The organism is Streptomyces sp. NPDC094147 (assembly GCF_044764265.1).
Lineage (GTDB): Bacteria > Actinomycetota > Actinomycetes > Streptomycetales > Streptomycetaceae > Streptomyces.
The window spans coordinates 1-4989 of sequence record NZ_JBIWHT010000075.1 but is presented as its reverse complement, the minus strand read 5'-3'; the positions used below and the strand labels follow the sequence as shown (position 1 = coordinate 4989).

The 4989-nt window shown below is 69.3% G+C and carries 1 protein-coding gene; it reads left to right on the top strand.

The genetic code is table 11. The annotated features are described in order from the left end of the window. A partial coding sequence (locus tag ACIQ8J_RS35745) for an amino acid adenylation domain-containing protein (protein ID WP_403278296.1) occupies positions 1–4989 on the top strand: 4989 nt, incomplete at both ends.

The following is a 4989-nucleotide window of genomic DNA, read 5'->3' as shown; positions in this document are numbered from 1 at the left end:
GACCTGGGTGGCGACTCGATCGTCTCGATCCAGCTGGTGTCCCGGGCCCGCAAGGCAGGCCTCGTCCTCACACCACGCGACGTGTTCGTCCACAAGACAGTGGCTGAACTGGCCGCAGTCGCCCGTGAGTTGGACACGATTGTGGCCGAGGCGCCCGACGCCGGTGTCGGTGAGGTGACGCTGACACCGATCGTTCACTGGCTGCGTGAGCAGGACGGTCCGGTCGATGGCTTCTACCAGTCGATGCTGGTGCAGGTGCCCGCAGCGATGGACCTGGACGGTCTGACCACTGCTGTCCAGGCGGTGCTGGACCGGCACGACGCGCTGCGCATACGGCTGTTCCGTGGTGAGGACGGCCAATGGGGTCTGAGGGTGCCCGGTCACGGAGTCGCGTCGGCCGCACAGTGCGTGACCCGGATTGATGTCCGAGGTGCGGGGACGCAGAAGTTGCGTGAGGTGGTGTCCGAGGAGACCCGGGCGGCTCAGGGAAGGCTGGCGCCCGAATCGGGCGCGATGGTGCAGGTGGCGTGGTTCGACGCGGGGCCAAAGGCCCCGGGGCGGCTGCTGCTGATGCTGCATCACCTCGTGGTGGACGGCGTGTCGTGGCGGATCCTGCTGCCTGATCTCCAGTCGGCGTGGGAACAGGCGGCGGCCGGCCGCCGGCCGGTGCTGGAGGCGGTGCCGACCTCGCTGCGGACGTGGTCGCAGCGGCTTGCCCAGGCGGCCGTCGAGCCCGACCGCGCCGCCGAACTCGACCTGTGGTCTTCGGTGACGGCCGACGACGGCCTGCTGCTGACCGGGCAGGCACTGGTCCCGGCGAGGGACGTCCTGGCGACCGTGCGTTCGCTGGAACTTGCCCTGCCGGCGGAGGTGGTGACGCCGCTGCTCACCACGCTGCCGACCGCGTTTCATGCGCGCGTCAACGACGTACTGCTGGCCGCGCTCGGTGTGGCGATCGGTGACTGGGCGCGGCGTCGTGGAGCGGATACCACTTCCGGGGTCCTGGTGGATCTGGAGGGCCACGGCCGGGAGGAGGTCGTGGCGGGCGTGGACCTGTCCCGCACGGTCGGGTGGTTCACCTCGGCCTATCCGGTGCGCCTCGTACCCGGAGCGGCGGAAGTGAGCGACGGCCCCGCACTGGCCCGGGCGTTGAAGGCCGTCAAGGAGCAGTTGCGCGCGATACCGGACAACGGCATCGGTTACGGGATGCTGCGCTACCTCAACCCCGATACCGCGCCTGTTCTGGCTGCGGGCAACCGCCCGCAGATCGGATTCAACTACCTCGGCCGGTTCCCGGTCGCGGGCAGTGGTGACACCGCGCACTGGCCGGCGGTGCCGGGAGCCACGGTCCTGGGATCGGGCGCCGACCGGAACAGGCCGGTACCCCACGCCCTGGAGGTCAACGCCCTGACCGAAGACCGTCCCGACGGCCCCCGGCTGGTGGCCTTCTGGTCCTGGCCCGACGCCGTATTCACCGAAGCGGACGTACGTGAGCTGGCGGAAGGCTGGTTCACCGCGCTGCGGACCCTGGCGACCTACGCGGCCGAGGCCGGCGCCGGCGGTCTGACCCCCTCGGACCTGCCCCTGGTCACACTGGGGCAGGCGGAGATCGAGGAACTGGAGGCCCGGCACACCACCACCGGTGTCGCCGATGTCCTGCCGCTGTCGTCCCTACAGGAGGGCTTGCTCTTCCACGCCCTTTACACCGCCGACGACAACTCGGTCGACGTCTACAACACCCAGATTGTCCTCCACCTGGACGGCGAGCTGGATGGCCAGGCCCTGAAGGCCGCGGGCCAGGTACTGCTGGAGCGATATCCGAACCTGCGAGCGGGATTCGTCCAGGCCGGGTCCGGACGGACCGTGCAGATCATCGCCCGGCACGTGGAACTGCCGTGGAGCCAAGTGGACCTGACCGCTCTGCACGGAGACCGGCAGCACCAACGGCTGGAGCAACTGCTGGACGAGGACCGGGTCCGCCGGTTCGACATGACCAGCGCGCCACTGCTGCGGTTCACCCTCGTCCGGCTGGCCACCGGCCGCCATGTCCTGGCCTTCACCAGCCACCACATCCTCTTCGACGGATGGTCCCTGCCGCTGATCATCGGCGAGCTGTTCACCCTCTACCGGCGGGAGGACCCCGCCCTCCCGCCGGCCCCCGCCTTCAAGGACTACCTGGAATGGCTGACCACTCAAGACCATGACGCCGCCCGAGGGGCCTGGAGCGAGGCGCTCGCCCAACTTGAGGAACCCACGCGCATCGCGCCCCTCGACAGCAACCGTGAACCGGTCCTGCCCGAACAGGTCTCGATCGAGCTGAGCGAGGAATTCACCGCAGCGGCCACGGCGGCCGCGCGCACCGCCGGGCTGACACTCAACACGCTGCTCCAGGGTGCCTGGGCAGTCCTGCTCTCCCAGATGACCGGCAAGCAGGACGTCGTCTTCGGCGCGACGGTCTCCGGCCGCCCGGCAGAACTCGCCGGAGTGGAGAGCATGATCGGCCTGTTCATCAACACCCTGCCGGTGCGCGCCCGGCTCGATCCCGCCGAACCCCTGACCGGCCTGCTGAGCCGGATCCAGGACCAGCAGTCCGCGCTCATCGGCCACCAGCACGTTCAGCTCGCCGACATCCAGCGCACCACCGGCCTCGGTGAACTCTTCGACACCGCTGTCGTCTTCGAGAACTATCCGCTGGACGGCAAGGCCTTCGCCGAGCTCGCTCCTGGTATCCGGATCAGCAACGCCGAGGGGCGCGACGCCACGCACTACCCCTTCAGCCTGACCGTCTTCCCAGGGCCCCGGCTGACCCTGGAACTGAGTTACCGGCCCGACGTCTTCGGCCGCAAGGATGTCGAGCAGTCGGCTGGGCGCCTGCAGCGGATCCTGGAGACCCTCGTCGCTTCTCCGGGCACGCGGGTGGGAGCGGTGGACACACTCGACGCCGAGGAACGGGAGGTGCTGCTGGGCGAGTGGAGCGGCACAACCGGCGCTGTGACGGCCGCGACACTGCCGGACCTGCTCACGGCACAGGCACAGCGCACCCCTGACGCGACCGCCGTGGTCTTCGGCGACCGGACGCTGACGTTCCTGGAGCTGAACCGGCAGGCGAACCGGCTGGCACGGCTGCTCGCCGACCAGGGAGTGGGCCCGGAGAAGATCGTGGGTCTGGCCCTGTCGCGCCGCGTCGACGCTCTGGTGGCCATCTTCGGTGTGCTCAAGGCCGGCGCGGCCTACGTGCCGATCGACCCGGGCTACCCCGCCGAACGCGTCAGCCACCTGCTCACCGACGCCGCTCCCTCGCTCGTGATCACCGATTCACACAGCAGGGGCAGCCTGCCGGCGGATCTGGCGGTCCCGGTGTTGCTTCTCGGAAGCCGGGACGTATCCGTAAAGCTGGCCGCGGCGTCCGCCACCGACGTGACCGACACGGACCGGCTGTGCCCTCTGCGGCCGTCGCACCCGGCACTGGTCATCTACACCTCCGGCTCCACCGGCCGCCCCAAAGGAGTCGTCCTCGCGCACTCGGGCATGGTGAACCTGTTTCAGCAGCACCGCCGCTCCCTCTACCAGCCGGCCGTCGCAGCCTCAGGTCAGGCCCGATTCCGCGTCGCACTGACGGCCTCGCTGTCCTTCGACGCGACCTGGGCCGAACTGCTGTGGATGCTGGACGGCCACGAACTCCACCTCGTCGAGGACGACGTTCGCCGCGACGCCGAGGCGGTGATCGACTATGTGCAGACGCACCGCATCGACCTGCTGGACACCACGCCGTCCTTCGCCGAGCAGCTGCTCGCGAGCGGACTGCTGGAAGCGCCGTACCAGCCCCACGTCCTGCTGCTGGGCGGAGAAGCCGTGAACGTCCCGCTGTGGAAGACGCTGCAGCACGTCTCGCGCCCGGCCTCGTTCAACTTCTACGGGCCCACCGAGACCACCATCGACGCCCTGTATCGCCCTCTGAACGGTTCCTCGCAGCCCTCGATCGGCCGTCCCGTGGGCAACACACGCGTCTACGCGCTGGATGCGGGGCTGCGGCCGGTGCCGGTGGGGGTGGCGGGGGAGCTGTACATTGCCGGCGCGGGTCTGGCTCGTGGCTATCTGAACCGTCCTGGTCTGACCGGGGAACGGTTCGTGGCCGATCCGTACGGGGAGCCGGGAACCCGGATGTACCGTACCGGCGATGTGGTGCGCTGGACCGAGGACGGCGAGATGGTTTTCGTCGGCCGCGTAGACGACCAGGTCAAACTGCGCGGATTCCGCATCGAGCCCGGCGAGGTCGAAGCCGCGCTGGCAGCGGTCGACGGGGTTGCCCAGGCGGCAGTCGTGGTGCGGGAGGACCAGCCGGGCGTCAAGCGCCTGGTGGCCTACGTCGTACCTGCCGTCGGCGTTGAGGATCCGAGCCCGCATGAGCTGCGGAAGTACGTCGCAGCGGAGCTGCCGGACTACATGGTCCCTGCCGCGGTGGTGGTGATGAATGCGCTGCCGCTCACCCCGAACGGGAAGCTGGACCGGGCCGCCCTGCCGGTCCCGGAGATCGTCGGCTCGGCAACGGGCCGCGCTCCACGGGCGCCTCGGGAAGTGGCGCTGGCCGAGGTGTTCGCCGAGGTGCTTGGGGTGTCGGAGGTCGGTGCCGACGACAGCTTCTTCGACCTGGGCGGCGACTCGATCGTCTCGATCCAGCTGGTGTCCCGGGCACGCAAGGCAGGCGTGGCCATCTCTCCGCGTGACGTGTTCGTTCACAAGACGGTGGCGGCGCTCGCCGAGGTCGCGGACGACGCGGAACCGGCGGGGCCGGGGGCCGACGACCGGAGCCGCCCCGTCCCGCTGATCGAACTGGACGAGAACGAATTGACCGAGATGGCGGCCGAATGGCTGGGATCGACCAGTCGGTCTGGGGTTGAGGCGGTTCTGCCGTTGTCGCCGTTGCAGGAGGGGTTTCTCTTCCATGCGTTGTATGACGAGGGTGGTGTGGATCTTTACATCACGCAGTCG